This is a genomic window from Candidatus Microthrix parvicella Bio17-1 (assembly GCF_000299415.1).
In the GTDB taxonomy this organism is placed as follows: Bacteria; Actinomycetota; Acidimicrobiia; order Acidimicrobiales; family Microtrichaceae; genus Microthrix; species Microthrix parvicella.
Window position 1 is genome coordinate 268237 of the sequence record NZ_AMPG01000002.1, and the last position, 17988, is coordinate 286224.

Here is a 17988-nt window from a genome sequence, read left to right on the forward strand (position 1 = left end):
GCTAACCGGCGGCGGCGTCGGCAGAGCCGACCACCACCAGCCCTCCGTTGCGCTGAGGCACGAACAGGCGCCCGGCCCAGGCGGTCACCGGCGACTCGATGCAGCCCCCGACGTTGAGCGACCAGCGCTCTTCGGGACCATCAAGGCCGAGGTCCCAGGCCCGCAACAGCCCGTCGCAACTGCCCACGACCATGGCGCCGTCCACCATGACCGGCGTGGCGCGTGCCGGGGCCTGCACCTGACGTGCCCACTGAACCCGACCCGAGTCCCGGTCGAATGCGACCAGCTTGCCTTCGTTCCCGACCACCACCACCAGACCCGCCGTCACCACCGGCGCGCCGGCGACCCCGGAATCCCCCAGCGGCGATCCCGCAGTCGACCACACCAGCGGGTTTTCGGGATTGCCCGGATCGAGCTTCATCACCCGGCCCAGTTCGGCGGTGCGCGCGTTGTTGCGGCGGCCGCTGGTGGCCAGGTAGATCGCCCCGGTCTCGTCCAGGGTGACCGCCGTGTCGACCGCATCACCCGCCCAGAACCTGAGCACCTTCCGGGCCTGACCACCCCGGTCGAGCGGCGAAAGGTCCCAGCCTGTCAGCAGACCCCCTCCGTTCACGACCCAGGCCGTCTGCCCATCCAAGGCGACCGAGGCGTCGATACCGGTCTCGCGATCGCCCAGGTTCCTGTCGAGCTCGTCATCCCAGGTTGGCAGCGCCGCCACCAACTCCGGCGCCACCCTCACCTTGCCCATCTCGCCGATCGAGCGGTTCAACTTGATGACGTGCAGGTTGGAGTTGCCGCCGCCCATGATCAGCGTGTCGTCACGAACCAGCGGAGAACCCTTCCAGTCGGTACCCCACTGCGACGGGCTGACCGTTGATGACCGCAGGCTCCACAACACCTCGGGCTGGGATCCCCGATCCAACGCCACCACACGCAGTTCGCCGTCGTCACCGCCCACGTATAACAGCGGATAGCCATCGGGATCCAGCGTTGGCGTGCCCCGAATGGCCCGGGACGTCTCCAGCGGCGCAAGCAACTGCTCGCCGGAATCGGCATCGGTGAAGCCCACCTTGCCATCGGCACCGGCGGAGATGGCCCACGTGTGCCCGTCCGAGCGCTCGGCCACCAACGCCTGGCTGGCGGGGCCGGCGCCCATACCCGGCTGGGTGCGGCGGTCCACCACTCGCGGGCGCGTCGGCAACGGCCCCGTTCCGTTGAACGACCGGGACGGGTTGCCCAGCAGGGTCAATACACCCGGAACGGTGGCCGACCACGCCCTTCCGAATGCCGAGGCACCCACCACGTCGCCCCCTTCGGCAACCGGGACGAGCCCGGCAACGTCGGATTCCGCCGCCCCCGCCTGGTCGCTCTCGGACCCGTGGGACAGCGGCCAAACAACGATCGTGAGCACGAGCGCCCCGATCACCAGGACCAGGCGGGGCGGCGCCCAAATCGGGAGGTCCCACCAGGCCGGCTGCTCGGGCGCCTCATCGCCATAGGCCTCGGCAGCGTAAAAGCCGTCGACATAGGCGCCGTCGCTGTAGGGATCAGCGCCGTGCTGATCAGCGCCGTAGGGACCGGCAAAATAGGGGCCGGCGGTGTACGGCGCGGGTTGAGGCCGGCCATGGTCCGACGAATCGATGATGAAATCGTCGCTGTACACCTGGGGGGTGACGCCACTCAGCGGGTCCTCCAGGTCGTCCTCGGTGAAATCGTCCCAACGGTGCGGACCCACCGGGCCACCGACGACGACAGGTGACCACCTGCGTCCGGATGCCGCAGGAGGGTCGTGCGGGCCGCCGCGGCGCGGTTGATCGGCCATCGTCTCGTAGGCCGCCAACGTGCCGCTGCTGTGGGTGGGGTCGCGTGAGTCCATGCCGCCCTCCCCGCTGCGCCGCCGACCATAGCGGCGCCACACCCGCCAAACGCGGACCATGCCCCCACCCCTCACCCACATCTTGATCTGCTTTCACCGAACCGCTGTGGCCGTACGAGTCATCGTTGGGATCATCGAGGCCGTACGCTGAGCGCCACCAGCGCCACACGACGGAGCCAGCGTGCCCACAACGAGCCCCACCCCCCAGTTCTCCCGACCTGAAGCGCTGAAGGCGCTGCGATCCGAACAGTTCGACCTGGTGGTGATCGGAGGCGGCATCACCGGAGCGGGCGTGGCGCTCGACGCGGCCGCCCGCGGCCTGCGAACCGCGCTGATCGAAGGGGACGACTTCGCCTCGGGTACCTCATCGAAGAGTTCCAAGTTGGTGCACGGCGGGCTGCGCTACCTCCAGCAGGGCGACATTTCGCTGGTGTACGAGGCGCTCCACGAGCGTCGACGGCTCTTGGCCAACGCGCCGCACCTGGTGGACATTCAGCCCTTCCTGCTGCCGTTGTTCGCCAAGGGCGGGTTGATCCCCAAGAAGCTCGCCCGGTCGATGGGCGCCGCCATGTGGGCCTACGACGCAACCGGCGGATGGCGCATCGGCAGGTTCCACCAGCGCATCGACACCGCCGAGGCTGTGGCCCACATGCCCACACTTCCCGCCGACAAGCTGGGTGGCGCGTATATCTATTACGACGCGGCCGCCGACGACGCACGCCTGGTGTTGACGGTGATCCGCACCGCCGTGCTCGATCACGGCGCGACGGCCGCCAACCGGGTTCGAGCGCTGGGGGTGCACAAAACCCCCGGCCACATCATCGACGGGGTGGAGGTTGAGGCCGATGGCGAGCACTTCACCATCGCAACCACCGCAGTCGTCAACGCAGCCGGCGTGTTTGCCGACGATGTCCGTGCGCTGGACGAGGCGGTTCACCCCAACTCGATCCGTCCGGCCAAGGGCATCCACGTCACCGTGCCGTGGGACCGGATCCGCAACGACATCGGCGTGATCCTGCCGGTCAAGGGCGACCGCAGGTCGATCTTCGTCATGCCCTGGGGCGACCACACCTACATCGGCACCACCGACACCACCTACGACGGCCCGACCGACAACCCACGTTGCACCGCCGATGACGTGGCATACCTGCTCGACGCGGTGAACGGCTGGACCGGGGCGGGCCTGACCCCCGCCGACGTCACCGGCACGTGGGCCGGGCTTCGACCCCTGGTGGTCGAGGCCGATCAGGCCGCAGGGCGCACCGCAGACCTGTCTCGTCACCACCGCGTGCTCAGGTCGCCGAGCGGCATGGTGACGGTCACGGGCGGCAAGCTCACCACCTACCGTCAGATGGCGGCCGACGCCGTCGACAAGGTGGTGAAGTCGCTGCTGGGATCCGCCGGAGCAAAGGCGCCATCCCGCTCCCCCACCGCACGGCTGCGTCTACGCGGCGCCGAAGGGTGGGAGGCCGTCGGTGATGCCGCGGTCGGTGCCGGCCTCGACCGAAGCACCGGAGAACACCTTGCCCGGCGCTATGGCGGCGAGGCCAACGCCCTGCTGATCGCCCTCGCCGCCGAGCCCGAGCTGGCCGAGCCGCTCGTGGCCGGGCTCCCCTACCTGCGCATCGAGGCTCGCCACGCCGCGCGCCACGAGATGGCCACGACGCTCACCGATGTACTCAGCCGCCGCACCCGCGCGCTGCTGTTGGACCGGGCCGCCGCACGGGCGGCAGCACCGATGGTCGCTGCCGATCTGGCCACCGTGCTGGGCTGGGACGACGCAGAACAGGCACGCCAGGTAGCCAACTTCGAATCGGTGGTCGACGCCGAACTGACCGCTGAATCCGGACACGATGTACCTGCCGGTGTGCCGACCGGAACCCGGGCCTGACCGCAACCCGCCCCCGCAACCTGCTCCCGCTCACGAACCGAAGCCTCACTCTCGAAAGGACGCCACCAGTCACATGACCCAGCGCTTGCAACTCACACCCCCCGCCGCGCCCCTCCCACTCGGCACGGGGGCACCCACCCCGGGCATCGCGCTTGCAGGCGACCCTGCCGAGGCGGCGTCGCGCTTTGGCCTGGAGTCGCCGCTGCCCGACGGCTTTGTCGAGATTCTGGACGCCACCGGCGTGGAGGTGGACGTCACGCCCGCAGTGCTGGCCGAGCACTCCCGAGACTGGTGGCCCATCGGTCTGGTCTGGGCCACCGAAGGGCAGGTGCCAGCGCTGGCGGGGGCGGTCGCCCGCCCAACCGACGTCGACGGTGTGGTGGCGGTGGTTCGCGCCTGTGCCACCCACGGGGTAGCGCTGACGGTCACCGGCGGACGATCCGGGGTGCTTGGCGCCTCGGTTCCGTTGCTCGGCGGCGTGGCACTCGACATGTGTGGCCTGGCCGGCATCAGCGCCGTCGACGCCACCTCCGGCATCGTCTCGGTCCTACCGGGCACCTTCGGCGATGTGTTCGAAGATGACCTTCGCCGCTCACACCACCTCACCGTGGGCCACTGGCCCCAGTCGATGGCGCTGTCCACCGTGGGCGGCTGGGTGGCATGCCGCGGCGCAGGCCAATATTCCACTCGCTACGGCAAGATCGAAGACCTCGTCGTGGGTCTGGACGTCGTGCTGGCCGACGGCACGCTGATCCACACCGGAGGTGCGCCACGCGCCGCGCATGGCCCGGACCTCACCCAACTGTTCGTCGGCTCCGAGGGCACCCTGGGCATCATCGTGGGAGTCCACCTGCGTGCCCGTCCGCTCCCCCCCGCGGAGGGCCGTGCCGCCTACAGCTTCACCACCTTTGATGCTGCGCTCGCCGCCATGCGCCGAACGGTGCAACGTGGCGCCACCCCGGCGGTCCTCCGTCTTTACGATGCCACCGAGGCCGACCGGGGGTTTGGCACGGGCGACGTGGCCCTGTTGTTGGCACTCGACGAGGGCGACCCTGCCATTGTGGCGGCCACGCTGGGGGTGCTGGACGAGGAGGCCATCGAACAGGGCGCCACAGCCGCCGACGTTGCGCTGGTGGAGCGATGGATGCAGCGCCGCAACAACGTCGCCGAGTTGGAGGACCTGGTCGGCAAGGGCTTTGTGGTGGACACGATGGAGATCTCCGCCCCTTGGAGCGTGCTGGGCGACCTGGCTCGCAACGTGGTGGAGGCGCTGCAGGGCGTCGATGGCACCCTGGTGGCATCGACCCACCAATCGCACAGCTATCTCGACGGCGGTTGCCTGTACTTCACCTTTGCCGGTGGGGTGGAACCGGCCGAGCGCACCGCCTACCACGCACGTGCGTGGGAGGTGGCCACCAGAACGGTGCTTGAGGGCGGCGGTTCGCTCTCGCATCACCACGGCGTGGGTATCGGCCGAGCCCCCTTTATGGATCAGGCGCTCGGCGGAGGATTCGCAGTCTTGCAGGCAATCAAATCGGCCCTCGACCCAACCGGCCTCCTGAACCCTGGTGGGCTCGGCCTGGGGCCGGTGCCCCGAGAAACCGACGTGGCCCCAACCGGCGACGCGCGCGGATGAGCCTGCCCCACGGGCCCGGCCCCGGCAACCCCGAACCGACACTCGCCCGGGAAGCGGTGCTGCACGGGGCCGTCGTCACGGCGGCGCTCTGCGGCCCGTTGGCCCTTGCTAATTGGGCCGCCCAGTCCGGCCGCACCCAACCCTCGGCCGGCGTGGCCGCCTTGTTCTCGTTGCTGATCCTCGTGTCAGCAGGCGTCGGCGGTTGGAAGGCTCAGGCCAAAGCGCCCGAGCACCCCCTCCCCAACGGCGCTGCGGCAGCCGCCGCCGGCTACCTGGTGGTCCAGGGCTTGGGCCTGGTGATCGCAGGAGTGTCGGGCAGCATCGACCTGGGCACGGTGGTGGGCGTGGCCTATCTCGCCGTGTTGATGGCCACCTGCGGCATGATCGGTGCGGCGCTGGCCCACCGCCGCACCTCCGGGTCGCCGGATCCAACCAACCACACGCCAGGAGAACCACGATGAGCGTTCTGATCATCGACGTCGGCACCAGCTCGATCCGGGTGGCCCGAGCCAATCCCGACGGTTCGCTCAGCGGAGAGCGGCGGGCGCCGGCATTGCCCCAAACCCCGGCGCCCGGCTTGGTGGAGTTTGACGCCGATGCACTGGCGACGTCGGCACTGGCGCTGGCCACCCAATCCATCGAGGCCGACGGCCCCGCTGACGGAGTGGCCATCACCAACCAGCGGGCTTCGACGGTCGTCTGGAATCCGGCCACCGGCCGGGCCGTCGCACCCGGTCAGGGCTGGCAGGACCTGCGCACGGTCGGTGACTGTCTCGTACTGGCCGCGGACGGGTTGCGGTTGGCTCCCAACCACAGTGCCACCAAAGTGGCCAACATCCTGGGCCAGGTCGACCCCGACCGTTCAACGGGGCTGCTGAGCGGCACGATCGACACCTGGCTGGCATGGTCGTTGTCGGGTGGCTCCACCTTCGTCACCGATGCATCCAACGCGTCCCTGACCGGGCTGGCAACCAACGCCGCCGACGCCTGGAATGCGGCAGTACTCGACGCGCTGAACATCCCGCCCGAGTCGCTGGCCACCATCGGCGACTCGTTGGGAGCTCTCGGCACGCTGGACCTCCTCCCGGGCGCCCCTCCCCTACTGGCCGTGCTGGGTGACCAGCAGGCCTCGATGATCGGGCAGGGAGCCGTCGTGCCCGATGCGGCCAAGATCACCTTCGGCACGGGTGGGATGCTCGACGTCTGCACGCCCGGCGACCGGCCGGCAGTGCCTCGCACCACCGCCGGGTGCTTTCCCATCGCCGGGTGGTCCGCCGGTGGGCAACGCACCTGGGCGCTGGAGGCGATCATGTTGTCGGCGGGCACCAACGTGGAGTGGCTGCGCGACGACCTGGGCATCATCGACGACACAGCCCAGTCCGACGAGTTGGCGGCATCGGTGGATGATGCCGACGGTGTGGTGTTCGTGCCGGCACCGCTGGGTCTGGGCACGCCCCACTGGGACTACGGCGCCCGCAGCGGCCTCTTCGGCCTCACGCGTGGCAGTACCAAGGCACACGTCGCCAGGGCGGTCCTGGAAGGCGTCGCCCAGCGCGGCGCCGAGCTGTTGGCCGCCGCCGAAGCCGACTCGGGCGCGTCCATCGACGCATTGAGGGTGGACGGCGGCATGTCCCAGAACCGCACCTTCATCCAAGCCCTCGCCAACGCAATCCAACGACCGGTTGAGGTGTCACCCGTGCTGGAGGCCACCGCACGGGGTGGCGGCCTGGCCGCCGGGGTGGCACTGGGCTGGTTCGAGTCGGTACCGGCACTCGCCGACCTCTGGCAACCGGCGGAGGTGATCGAACCCAACGGCGCCTTCAGCGCAGATCGTTGGGCCGAGGCGGTGCGTCGAGTCGGTGGCTGGCACCCCGAGCTGTCCGCCATCAATTTCTAGAGCCCTGGAGCTTCGAGCCCTAACAACCGGATTCGGGTTCGGCGCCGGTGAGCGTCCGATCAAGCTGTCCGGTTCGTAGAAACACCCGACGGCGTTGGGCGTCATCGAGGCCAAACCGGCCCACCGCCCACAGCAGCGCCCCCAGCCCGATCAGCTCGCCCACCAGCAGCCAGATGCCTGCGCCAAGTTCGGGCAGCCGCTTCCCAAACGCGCCCCCACCGCCAAGGGGCCACCAAAACAACTCGGGCCGAGCGACGGCGCCGTCCAACACCAGATGCACAAACATGCCGATGGGAAGGCCCAACCAGCGCCGCCGAACCAGCCGCTTGCCCTGGGTGGCCAGCATCACGACCAAGAGGGCGACCACCGGCGCCAGCAAGGTGTGAAGTGGGCCCGTGCCAACGGGCAATTCCCCCACCGGCAGCACCGCCCCCGCCATCACCAGCCGGTAGTCCAGCGCCGGGCTTCGAAACACCGACCAAACAGCCACCCACGACAGGCCCAAGTACCAGAAGAACACGGTGGCCTCCGGTTCGCCGGCCTCAGCGGGCCAGCAACCGCCCGCACTCCGGGCAGGTCACCTGGGCGTCAGCCGGGGCCCGCTTGATCCGATCGCGATCAACCGCAGGCAGGCTGAGGTGGCAACCCGAGCACCGCCCGCCGGTCAGCTGGGCGATGGCCACCCCGCCAAACTGGGTGCGCAGTTGCTCGTAGGTGACCAGCAGCGCGCCGTCCAGCCCGGCCGTCGCCTCGGCCCGACGTTGGGAGATGCCCTCCAGCTCGGCGTCCAGCACCTCCGACGCCGCCGCAAGACGCCCCATGGCCGCCTCCCGCTGTTCGGAGGCAAGTGCCTGGGCGGCCATCACCTTGGTTCGCTCTGCATCGATGGGTTCCACCTGCTCCATCACGTCGAGTTCCTGATCCTCAACGTCACGACGATGCCGCTTCAGCGAGTTCAACTCGCTCTGGAGGTCGGTGAGTTCCTTCGGCGCCCTCACCGCACCGCCGTAGAGGGTGGCCTCCACCTCTTCGATGTGCGAGGTGATCGATGCGGTCTCGTCTTCGAACCGCTTCAGGTCGCGTCCCAAGACGTGACGCTGTTCGTCAAGCACCGCCAGCGAGGCGGCTGCGTTGGCCTCCGCCAGGTTGGCTGCATCCACCTCGGTTCGCTCGGGAAGGGTGGCCAACCGGTGTCGCAACTGGTCGGCTTCGGTGTCGAGCGCCTGCAAGGCGAGGAGTTCCTGCACAACCCCATCCAATCCCATCCGCCCGCCCGGCCACAACACGACGGGTTCGGACAATCAGCCGAGGCTGCCGCCAAAACGCGCGGAGGGCGCCGGCGGAAAGCTGAGCTGCGGCAGATCAGCGTGCACTCGGCTCATAAACGCCTGCCAGATTTCGGACGGGTACGACCCGCCGGTCACCTTGATGCCCCCGACGCTGCGCATCTTGTCGCCGTTCGTCTTGGGATTGCCCATCCACACGGCCGTGGCCATGTACGGCGAATAACCAACAAACCAGGCGTCGCCGTAATCCTGGGTGGTGCCGGTCTTGCCGGCGACCTGCTGACCCCAGATGCGGGCCTTCGTGCCGGTGCCCCGCTCGACGTTGCTCTGCAGCACGTCGGTCACCCAGCGAGCCACCTCCGGGGTCATGGCCGTGGACGGGGCCGCTTGGTGAACGACGATCTCCTGGCCCTGGGCATTCTCCACCCGCTCCACCAGGTACGGGGCGTTGTACTGACCGTCGGCAGCGAACGCCGCATAGGCGGCAGCCATCTTGAGAGGTGTGATCTCCTCGGTGCCAAGCGGCAGCGAGATGTTGGCGTCCAACCCGTCAACACCCAGCTTCTTCGCGAAGTCCACCACCTTCTGCTGCCCAACGCGCTGGCCAAGACGCACGAAGGCGCAGTTGTTGGACTGAATGGTCTGTTCCTTCAGGCTGGTGGTGGAGCCGCCCGACCCGTCGTAGTTGCTCACGACGTACGGGTTGGGGTAGCCACCCGGATTGTTGAACGAACATGGGCCCTGGCCCGAGATCGTGTCGTTTGGCACCCGACCCTGGCTGAACGCCGTGGCCAGCACGAATGGCTTGAATGACGAACCCGGTTGGCGGCCCGGTTCCCGCGTCGCAGCATTGAACTGGTTCTCTCCGCCCAGCGGGCCGCCGACCAGCGCCCTCACCTTGCCGTTGCCCGGCTCAACCGCAGCCAACGCCGAGACGTAGCGGCCGTCGGTATCGGGGGTCTTCAGCTCAACGGCCTGCTCGGCGTCCGCCTGAGCCTTCGGATCGAAGGTGGTGTACACCTTGAGCCCCCCCTTGTACAGCAGGTCCTTACCGATCTGAGGGTTGGCGATGAGGCTTCGCTTCACCTCTTCGACGAAGTAGTTCGTGCCGACCGTCTGGTTTTTGGTCACTCCAACCGGGACTGGCGTCAGTTCGGTGGGCAGCGGCGTGGCGTTGATCGTCTTTTCGATCTCCGGGGTGATGACCTCCAATTTGCGAAGGCGTTTTGCGACGAGCGCCCTGCGCGTCTTCGAGGTATCGGGGTGATCGATCGGATCGTACCGAGAGGGATTGGGAATGATCGACACCAGCAGGGCGATCTCGGGCCACTGCAGTTGATCCACGCTCTTGTTGAAGTACGTCTGCGACGCAGCCTGCACGCCGTAGGCCCGGTTGCCCAGATAGACGATGTTCAGGTAGCGCTCCAGGATCTGGTCCTTGGGCATCTGCTTCTCGAGGCGGATGGCCAAGGCCGCCTCCTTCACTTTGCGCTCCACCGTCTGCTGCGTGCCCAGCAACGACTGCTTCACCAACTGCTGGGTGATGGTGGAGCCACCCTGGGTGATGTCGCCTTCCTGGGTGTTGGCCACCAACGCCCGCAACGTGCCCCGCACGTTGACGCCGTTGTGCTGGTAGAAGTTGCGGTCCTCAATGCCGATCACACCCTCTTGAAGCTGCTTGGGGATCTTCTTCAACGGCACCAGTTCGCGGTCCTCGGCCCGGCGCAGAATGGCCAACTCGTTGCCGTTGGCGTCGTAGACGACCGACCGGCTGTTCAGCTGCTCCAACACGATGTCGGGCTGCTTGGGGACCTGCGCCAGGTGAGCGGTCTTGGCCACCTGCTGAGCCAACATCCGGGTGGACACCACCGTGCCCGCCACACCAACCGCAAGGGTCACCAGGATGCGAAGAAGGATGCCGGTCTTTGGGAGAATGCCACGCCACACAGACCTGCGATGTTACTTCCGCTGCGAGATGAAGGGCGCGCGAGGCCTGAAGGCCTCACAGGTTGCTGACAGCAACCTGTGAGGGCCGCATCAGAAGTCGTCGTCGAATCCGACCGTGCCTTCGACCCCCACCTGGTAGGACGCCACGGTGCGCTCGAAGAAGTTGGCCAGTTCCTGCACGTCCTGGAGTTCAAGAAACCCAAACGGGTTGTGCGAGCCCCACTTGGGGGCGTAGCCCAGGGCGCCAAGGCGCTGGTCGGCCACGAACTGCAGGTATTCGCGGGTGTCGGCCAGACTCAACCCGGTGACGCCCTGGCTGAGCAGGTCCTCGGCGAAGGCGTACTCGCACTCGACGGCCTCGGTCATCATCTGACGCACCTGCGCCTCGAGTTCGTCGTCGAAGAGATCGGGCTCCTCCTCACGCACCTGTTCGATGACCGCGAGGGCGAAGTTCATGTGCATCGACTCGTCGCGGAACACCCAGTTGGTGCCACCGGCCAGGCCGTTGAGCAGGCCCTTGGAGCGCAGGAAGTACACGTAGGCGAAGGCGGCGAAGAAGAACAGCCCCTCAATGCAGGAGCCGAAACAGATCAGGTTCAGCAGGAACGCCCGGCGGTCGTCCCTGGTGCGCAGTTCGTCCAACTCGGAGATCGAACCGATCCACTTGAAGCAGAAGTCGCCTTTGGCCTTGATCGAGGGGATGTTGTCGATCGCAGCGAACGCCTGATTGCGCTCCTCGGGATTGGGCAGGTAGGTGTCGAGCAGCGTCAGATAGAACTGAACGTGCAGCGCCTCCTCGTAGAGCTGCCTCGACAGGTACATGCGAGCTTCAGGCGAATTGATGTGGCTGTACAGGTTGAGCACCAGGTTGTTGGACACGATCGAGTCGCCGGTGGCAAAGAACGCCACCAATCGGCTGATCAGGTGCTGCTCGGCGGGGGTGAGGCGGGTGTTCAGGTCGGTGACGTCATCGGAGAAGTCGACCTCGTCCACCGTCCAGGTGTTACGGATGGCGTTCTGGTACATGTCGTAGAATTCGGGGTACCGCATCGGCCGCAGCGTCAGGTTGAACCCGGGGTTCAACAGTGGGGCGCCGTCGGTCGAGCGCTCCTCGGTGGGGGCCGGGGCGGCCGGCTCCAGCAACGGTGCCGCGGCGCCGTTCAGGTACGGGGCCCGGCGCTCGTTCGGGGAGAAATCGTTTGATGTAATGGCCTCTGCCAAGGACATGGGTAGTGCCTCTCGTTCGAAATTGGGTGGTGGTGTTCGTTCGTTACAGGTGCCGCGGCACCCGAACCCGGGCTACTGACAGGAATCGCAGCTCTCGGGGTTCTCCAGCGAGCAGCTGACGGCGTCGCCGTCGGTGGCCTTCGCCGCGGGTGCCGACCTCGTGGTGTTGGTCTGGTTGATGCGGGTCGCCGGGCGGGACCGCAGGTAGTAGGTGGTCTTCAAGCCCCGCTTCCACGCATACAGGTACATCGAGGACAACTTGCCGATGTTCGGGGACTCCATGAACAGGTTGAGCGACTGGCTCTGGTCGATGAAGGCGCCACGGTCGGCGGCCATGTCGATCAGGCTGCGCATCGGCAGCTCCCAGGCGGTACGGAACCGTTCGCGGATCTCTGCTGGGATCTCGTCGATCTGGGCGATCGAACCCTCCGACCGCTTGATGGCGCCGATGATGTCCTCGTTCCACAAGCCCCGGCTCTGCAGTTCCCGTACCAGGTAGGTGTTGACCTGCAGGAACTCGCCGGAGAGGGTTTCACGCTTGAACAGGTTGGAAACCTGAGGCTCGATGCACTCGTAGCAACCGGCGATCGAGGCGATCGTGGCGGTTGGCGCGATGGCGATCATCAGCGAATTGCGAAGGCCCACGTGTGCGATGCGTGCCTTGAGCGCATCCCAGCGGCCGGTGTCGGTGGGCGTCACGCCCCACAGATCAAACTGCAGGTCGCCCCTGGCGGCTCGGGTCTGATCGAAGCCCCCGTGTGGGCCCGACGCCTCGGACAACGTCGCTGAGGCGGTCAACGCGTGAAAGTAGATCTCTTCGGAGATCTTCGCCGACAGAGCCCTCGCCTCGGGCGAGTCGAAAGCCAGCTTCAGCTTGAAGAACACGTCCTGGAGGCCCATGATGCCCAACCCCACCGGCCGCCACTTGTCGTTGGAGTTGCCGGCCGCGTCGGTGGGATAGAAGTTGATGTCGACCACCCGGTCCAGGAACGGCAGCGCCAAGGCCACCACCTCGCCCAGCCGCTCGAAGTCGAACGCCGGCTCACCGGAGCCAGGGTCGGGCCGAACCATGGCCGAGAGGTTGACCGAACCCAGGTTGCACACCGCCGTCTCGGCCTGGTTGGTGACCTCGAGGATCTCGGTGCACAGGTTGGACAGGTGCACGACGTTTCCCGGGTTACCCGTCTGGTTGCACTTGGTGTTGGAGCTGTCCTTGAAGGTCATCCAACCGTTGCCGGTCTGCGCCAACGTCCGCATCATCTTGGCGTACAGCTCACGCGCCGAAACCTGACGCACATACAGCCCGGCGGACTCGGCCTCGGTGTAGGCGGTGCGGAAGTCTTCGCCGTACAGGTCGACCAGTTCGGGCACCACCTTGGGGTCGAACAGCGACCACTGCCAATCCTGTTCAACACGCTCCATGAACAGGTCGGGCACCCAGTTGGCCACGTTGAGGTTGTGGGCCCGCCGCGCGGCATCGCCGGTGTTGTCCTTGAGGTCGAGAAACTCCTCGATGTCCGCGTGCCAGCTCTCGAGGTACACGCAGGCGGCACCCTTGCGACGACCGCCCTGGTTGACCGCGGCGACTGAGCTGTCGAGCGTCTTGAGGAACGGCACGATGCCGTTGGACAGACCATTGGTGCCGGTGATCAGCGAGCCACGGGAGCGGATTCGGCTGAAGCTGAGGCCGATACCACCCGCATGCTTGGACAGTCGGGCAACGTCCTTGTAGCGGTCGTAGATGGCGTCGAGGGAGTCTTCGGGGCTGTCGAGCAGGTAGCAGCTGGACATCTGGGGGTGGGTGGTGCCCGAGTTGAACAGCGTCGGGCTGGACGGCAGGTACTCCAGCGCCGAGATCAGGTTGTAGAACTCGATGGCCTCGGCGGGCGTGGTCGCCAAACCGCAGGCAACGCGCATGAGGAAGTACTGCGGGTTCTCGGTGACCTTGCGCTCGGTGGGGTGGCGCAGCAGGTAGCGGTCATAGACCGTGCGAAGCCCGAAGAACTCGTAGTTCCAGTTGCGCTCGGGTGCGATGGCGGCGTCAAGCTCGGCTGCGTTGGCGGTCACGAAGGCGGCGGTTTCCTCGCCGATGAGTCCAACGTTGGCTCCGAGGCCGACCGACTCGGAGAACGACCCGATTCCGAGACGGGCCACCTCCTCGTCGATGATGACGCCGAGCAGCCTGGCGGCCAGACGGCTGTAGTTGGGCTCCTCGGAGATGAGGGCGGCCGCCGTGCGCACCGCCAGGTGATCCAGTTCCTCGGTGGTGGAGCCGTCGACCAGGCCTGAGATGGTGCGGAGCGCCACCCGCATGGGGTCCACGGCATCGAGCCCGTCGGCGAAACGCTCCACCCGGGTGACGATCTTGTTCAGATCGATGGCGTCCAGGCTGCCGTCGCGCTTGCGAACCCGCATTCGAGGGGTCGCCTCACCGAATTCGCTGAGCCCGGACGGATCGTCCGGGGCGATCGAACGGAGATCTTCCTGGATGGCCATGTGCTTCCCCTACCCCTACATCTTGTGGTGAAATGCCGCCGGAGTGAGCTCGAAGCCCTACATCTTGGGTGGCAGGCATGTAATTACAGTCATGAAACTACGAGCCTGTCAACGGTAAGGCCGAGGAATTCGCGACTCCCTTGAGCGGTCGCCGGAATCGAGTTGAGACCCGACCCGGCATCTCCGCCAGACTGGGGCCCATGGCCCACCTCAGCCCGCAAGCGAACGCGGCACACGCACCCAAGCCGTACCCCTCGGTGCCAACCCGCGCCGACTACCCGGCGATCGAGCGGGCGATCCTTGACCGGTGGGACGACGAAGCGACGTTCGAGGCATCGGTCGAGGCACGAAGTCCCGACGACGAATTCGTGTTTTACGACGGTCCGCCGTTCGCCAACGGCCTGCCTCACTACGGCCACCTGTTGACCGGCTACGTCAAAGATGTCGTGCCCCGCTACCAGACCATGCGGGGCAGGCGGGTGGAGCGGCGCTTCGGCTGGGACTGTCACGGCCTCCCAGCCGAGATGGAGACCGAACGCCAGTTGGGCGTCGCAGGGCACGCGGCCATCAACGAGTACGGCGTGGGTCGGTTCAACGACGCCTGCCGCACCTCGGTGCTGCGCTACACCTCCGAGTGGGAGCGCTACGTCACCCGCCAGGCCCGCTGGGTGGACTTCCACGACGACTACAAGACCATGGACGCCCCCTACATGGAGTCGGTCATCTGGGCCTTCTCCGAGCTGTACCGCAAGGGGCTGGTGTACGAGGCCAAGCGGGTGATGCCCTACTCGTGGGGCGCAGAGACACCCCTGAGCAACTTTGAGATCCGCCTCGACGACGCCATGCGACCCCGTCAGGACCCGGCACTCACGGTGGCCTTCAGCCTGACCGCCACCGATGCGGCGACCCTGAGCCAGGCGGCCGGACTGGCCGGGTTCGACACCCCGGTCGTCCTGTTGGCATGGACGACCACCCCGTGGACGCTTCCGGCCAACCAGGCGCTGGCGGTCGGCCCCGACATCTCCTATGACCTGGTGGAGCAAGACGGCGTCGTCTACGCCATCGGTTCCGCCGTGCGGGACAACTACGCGCGCGAGCTGGGCGAGGGCTCCGTGGTGGGCAGCGTCACCGGCGAGGCACTCGTCGGCCTCAGCTACACCCCGTTGTTCAGCTACTTCGAGGAGGAGGCCGAGGCCCACGGTGCCTTCCGGGTGCTCGCCGGCGACTTCGTCGACACCACCGATGGCACCGGAATCGTCCACATCGCACCGGGCCACGGCGAGGACGACCAACGCCTCGGCACCGAGGCCGGCCTCGAGATGATCTCCCCGGTGGACGAGAAGGGCCGCTACACCAGCGAGGTCACCGACTGGGCCGGCATCAACGTGCTGGAGGCCAACCCGCTGATCACCACCGCACTCAAGGAGCGCGGCGTGGTGCTGCGCCAGGAGACCTACGACCACAATTATCCGCACTGCTGGCGCACCGACACGCCCATCATCTACCGGGCCGTGTCCTCCTGGTTCGTGGAGGTCACCGCGTTCCGCGACCGCCTGGTGGAACTCAACCAGGAGATCAACTGGATTCCGGGCCATGTGCGGGACGGCCAGTTCGGCCAGTGGTTGGAGGGCGCACGCGATTGGTCGATCTCCCGCAACCGGTTCTGGGGCACACCGATCCCGGTTTGGCGCAGCGACGACCCTGCGTACCCCCGCCTCGACGTGTACGGATCGCTCGACGACATCGAGGCCGACTTCGGGGTGCGCCCCGAAGACCTGCATCGACCCGGGATCGACGAACTGGTTCGTCCCAACCCGGACGACCCCACCGGAGCGTCGATGATGCGTCGCGTCCCCGAAGTGTTCGACTGCTGGTTCGAGTCGGGCTCGATGCCCTACGCCCAGGTGCACTACCCGTTTGAGAACGCCGAGTGGTTTGAGGAACACAGCCCGGCCGACTTCATCGTGGAGTACATCGCACAGACCCGCGGCTGGTTCTACACACTGCACGTCCTGGCCGGTGCACTGTTCGACCGGCCGGCGTTCTCCAACGTGATCTGCCACGGCGTCGTCCTGGACCACGAGGGCCGCAAGCTGTCCAAGCGGCACCGCAACTACGCCGACCCGGAGGAGGTCATGGAGTCGATCGGCTCCGATGCGCTCCGTTGGCACCTGATGAGTTCTCCGATCATCCGTGGCGGCGACCTCCGGGTGTCCGAGGACGGCAAGGAGTTTGCCGAGGTCGTCCGCCTGGTGCTCAACCCGATTTGGAACACCTTCAGCTTCCTGACGACCTACGCCAACATCGACGGTCACCGGGCCAGGTTCCGCTGCGACGCCGAAGGAGCACTCGACCGCTACCTGCTGGCCAAGACCGCTCAACTGCGAGCCTCGATGACCGCGGCGATGGACGCTTACGACATCCCCGGCGCCTGCAATCAGGTGGCCAGCTACCTCGATGCGCTCACCAACTGGTACGTACGGCGATCGAGGGATCGTTTCTGGGCACCGGCCCGCCGCACCGCCGGCGGCGAACTTTCGCCCGACAAGACCGATGCGTACGACACGCTGTACACCGCACTCACCACCCTCTGTCGGCTGGTGGCCCCGCTACTGCCGATGGTGGCCGAGGAGGTCTACACGGGCCTCACCGGCGAGACGTCGGTGCACCTGGCCGACTGGCCCACGGAGGACGAGTTGCCGGCGGATGAGGCCCTGGTCGACGCCATGGACCGGGTGCGGGCGGTGGCGTCCACGGTGCTGTCGCTGCGGGAGGAGCGCCGCCTGCGCACCCGGCTGCCCCTCGCAGACCTGGTGGTCGCCGGCGCCGATGCCGAGTCGCTTCGGCCCTTCGTCGGCCTCATCACCGACGAACTCAACGTGAAGGCGGTGCGCCTGGAGGCGGACCCGGATGCCTACGCCACCGCGGTACTCCGGCCCAACGCGAAGCTGCTGGGCCCCCGCCTTGGCAAGGACGTCCAACAGGTGATTGCCGCAGCACGTTCGGGCGAATGGAAATCCAATACCGACGGAACCGTCACGGCCGCAGGACAGATCCTCCAGGCCAACGAGTTCGAACTGGCCATCACGCCCATCGAGTCGGCCGGCGAAGATGACGACAACGCTGCCGAGCCACGAGCCACAGCGTCCGTGCGCATGATCGACCCCGAGGGCCACGCGGTCAACCTGGGCCTGGTGGTGAGCCTGGACGTGGTGCTCACCGACGAGTTGGTCGCCGAGGGCCGGGCACGCGACGTGGTGCGAGCCATCCAACAGGCCCGCAAGGACGCGGACTTCATGATCACCGATCGAATCCGGGTGACGCTCGCCGCTGCGTCGCCGGAACTCGTCGCAGCCATCGAGGCCCACAGCGACCACATCGCTTCAGCAACACTCGCCGAACACCTCGATCTGGTCACTGCCGACGGCACCGACGCGCCGGGGAACACGGTCGATATTGACGGATCACCTTTATTGCTCCACGTCGAGCCGCTGCCTTCGTGAGGGCGCTGCCTTCGTGAGGGCGCTGCGCCGATTCTCTCACGAGAGCTCCTGAAAATGATTGTAGTGCTGGGCAGGTTTGCCTAGAGTCGACCCCGGGTCGCTTGGCCTGACCGTCATCCCACCTCCAACAGTGCGACAGCCCGACTGAGCGACTGATGGCTCCCTCCAACGAGCCTCAGCAAAGGAGGCGCTCAGCGCCTTCTTTGCTTCGTCCCCGCTTGGTGCTTGG

11 protein-coding genes are annotated in these 17988 nt (G+C 67.1%); 5 read left to right on the forward strand and 6 right to left on the reverse strand.

What is annotated here, in order from left to right; translation table 11 throughout:
- Position 1: 1 nt before the first annotated feature.
- Positions 2–1876, reverse strand: coding sequence for an outer membrane protein assembly factor BamB family protein (locus MPARV_RS0109490; RefSeq protein ID WP_031278013.1), 1875 nt, complete (start codon positions 1874–1876; stop codon positions 2–4).
- 181 nt (positions 1877–2057) lie between these two features.
- Between MPARV_RS0109490 and MPARV_RS0109495 the strand changes: the two genes are divergently transcribed.
- The 4 genes from MPARV_RS0109495 to MPARV_RS0109510 all read left to right on the forward strand — a co-directional run bounded on the left by MPARV_RS0109495 (position 2058) and on the right by MPARV_RS0109510 (position 7300).
- The gene (locus tag MPARV_RS0109495; RefSeq protein ID WP_020378070.1) at positions 2058–3767 is read left to right on the forward strand and encodes a glycerol-3-phosphate dehydrogenase/oxidase; all 1710 of its coding nucleotides are present in this window, start codon (positions 2058–2060) and stop codon (positions 3765–3767) included.
- 73 nt (positions 3768–3840) lie between these two features.
- On the forward strand, positions 3841–5403 hold the full coding sequence (locus tag MPARV_RS0109500) for an FAD-binding oxidoreductase (protein WP_051011959.1): 1563 nt from the start codon (positions 3841–3843) through the stop codon (positions 5401–5403).
- Positions 5400–5864 (forward strand): hypothetical protein, encoded by a 465-nt coding sequence (locus MPARV_RS0109505; protein ID WP_020378072.1) that lies wholly within the window; start codon positions 5400–5402, stop codon positions 5862–5864. The genes MPARV_RS0109500 and MPARV_RS0109505 overlap by 4 nt, the downstream gene beginning before the upstream one ends.
- Entirely contained in the window at positions 5861–7300 is a 1440-nt protein-coding gene (locus tag MPARV_RS0109510; RefSeq protein WP_012225250.1) for an FGGY family carbohydrate kinase, read from the forward strand. The genes MPARV_RS0109505 and MPARV_RS0109510 overlap by 4 nt, the downstream gene beginning before the upstream one ends.
- A gap of 19 nt (positions 7301–7319) precedes the next feature.
- Here MPARV_RS0109510 and MPARV_RS0109515 read toward each other — a convergent pair whose 3' ends face one another.
- The 5 genes from MPARV_RS0109515 to MPARV_RS0109535 form a co-directional block, all read right to left on the reverse strand.
- Positions 7320–7820, reverse strand: coding sequence for a hypothetical protein (locus MPARV_RS0109515; RefSeq protein WP_020378073.1), 501 nt, complete (start codon positions 7818–7820; stop codon positions 7320–7322).
- A gap of 22 nt (positions 7821–7842) precedes the next feature.
- Complete coding sequence (locus MPARV_RS0109520) at positions 7843–8601, reverse strand: zinc ribbon domain-containing protein (protein WP_155852375.1); 759 nt, start codon at positions 8599–8601, stop codon at positions 7843–7845.
- Positions 8602–10533: a transglycosylase domain-containing protein gene (locus MPARV_RS0109525; protein WP_012225257.1), complete on the reverse strand. Its 1932-nt coding sequence runs from the start codon at positions 10531–10533 to the stop codon at positions 8602–8604. It abuts the gene before it with no gap.
- 90 nt (positions 10534–10623) lie between these two features.
- Entirely contained in the window at positions 10624–11760 is a 1137-nt protein-coding gene (locus MPARV_RS0109530; protein ID WP_012225258.1) for a ribonucleotide-diphosphate reductase subunit beta, read from the reverse strand.
- 72 nt (positions 11761–11832) lie between these two features.
- A complete protein-coding gene (locus MPARV_RS0109535; RefSeq protein WP_012225260.1) occupies positions 11833–14256 on the reverse strand; it encodes a ribonucleoside-diphosphate reductase subunit alpha in 2424 nt (807 codons plus the stop codon).
- A 200-nt stretch (positions 14257–14456) separates the two neighbouring features.
- Here MPARV_RS0109535 and ileS point away from each other — a divergent pair, with 200 nt between their 5' ends.
- Positions 14457–17759: an isoleucine--tRNA ligase gene (gene ileS / locus MPARV_RS0109540; RefSeq protein ID WP_012225262.1), complete on the forward strand. Its 3303-nt coding sequence runs from the start codon at positions 14457–14459 to the stop codon at positions 17757–17759.
- Positions 17760–17988: the final 229 nt, after the last annotated feature.

Bases quoted from the DNA above. Each gene is read 5' to 3' on its own strand.
- MPARV_RS0109490 (WP_031278013.1), bottom strand. From the start codon at position 1,876: ATGGACTCACGCGACCCCACCCACAGCAGCGGCACGTTGGCGGCCTAC.
- MPARV_RS0109500 (WP_051011959.1), top strand. From the start codon at position 3,841: ATGACCCAGCGCTTGCAACTCACACCCCCCGCCGCGCCCCTCCCACTC.
- MPARV_RS0109505 (WP_020378072.1), top strand. From the start codon at position 5,400: ATGAGCCTGCCCCACGGGCCCGGCCCCGGCAACCCCGAACCGACACTC.
- MPARV_RS0109510 (WP_012225250.1), top strand. From the start codon at position 5,861: ATGAGCGTTCTGATCATCGACGTCGGCACCAGCTCGATCCGGGTGGCC.
- MPARV_RS0109530 (WP_012225258.1), bottom strand. From the start codon at position 11,760: ATGTCCTTGGCAGAGGCCATTACATCAAACGATTTCTCCCCGAACGAG.
- MPARV_RS0109535 (WP_012225260.1), bottom strand. From the start codon at position 14,256: ATGGCCATCCAGGAAGATCTCCGTTCGATCGCCCCGGACGATCCGTCC.
- ileS (WP_012225262.1), top strand. From the start codon at position 14,457: ATGGCCCACCTCAGCCCGCAAGCGAACGCGGCACACGCACCCAAGCCG.